Annotated in this window: 1 protein-coding gene; it reads left to right on the top strand. The window is 63.6% G+C overall.

The window, feature by feature from the left end; translation table 11 throughout:
• Nucleotides 1–509, top strand: a 509-nt coding sequence (locus tag AACY52_RS29160; RefSeq protein WP_339561194.1) for a sterol desaturase family protein, incomplete at its 5' end; no start/stop codon positions are given.
• Nucleotides 510–635: the final 126 nt, after the last annotated feature.

The following is a 635-nucleotide window of genomic DNA, read 5'->3' as shown; positions in this document are numbered from 1 at the left end:
AGGTGCCGTTTCTGGCCTCCACCTGGAAGCGGATCCACTACGACCATCATGTCGACCCCAATCATCTCGAGGTGCTGTTTGGCGCGCTCTACACCACGCTGCCGACGCTGCTCGTGGTTGCCGCCCTGCCCGGCTATCTGATCGGCGGGATCGGCGGCGCGGCAGCGGGGTTCGCAACCGGACTGCTCTGCACCTGCTTCTACGAATTTTTCCACTGCATCCAGCATCTTGCGTACAAGCCGCGGATCAAATGGCTGGCGACGATGAAGGTACGTCACGTCGAACATCATTTCCACGATGAGGATGGCAATTTCGGCATCACCAATTTCCTGTGGGATCGCCTGTTCGGCACGCTCTATTCGCGCGCCGACCGACCGACGAAAAGCCCGACCGTGTTCAACCTCGGCTATACCGAGGAGGTTGCCCAGCGCTACCCGTGGGTCGCACGGCTGTCCGGCGGCGTCGCAGTCGGCCATCCGCGCCGCCGGACAGCCAACAAGCAGGTATAGGCCGCGGCATCTGTCATCAGGCGCTGCGCACCAACGCGCGCACGGCACGCAAGACGTCATCGAGCGCGCCATCTGCCGCAACACGGTGCCAGTCGCCGAGCGGTCCAACGGCCTTCGCCGCTTGCC

Source organism: Pseudomonas sp. EA_65y_Pfl1_P113 (assembly GCF_963970525.1).
Taxonomy (GTDB): Bacteria; Pseudomonadota; Gammaproteobacteria; order Pseudomonadales; family Pseudomonadaceae; genus Aquipseudomonas; species Aquipseudomonas tritici.
Note: the sequence above shows the minus strand (reverse complement) of the source record. Positions and strands in the feature narration are given on the sequence as shown.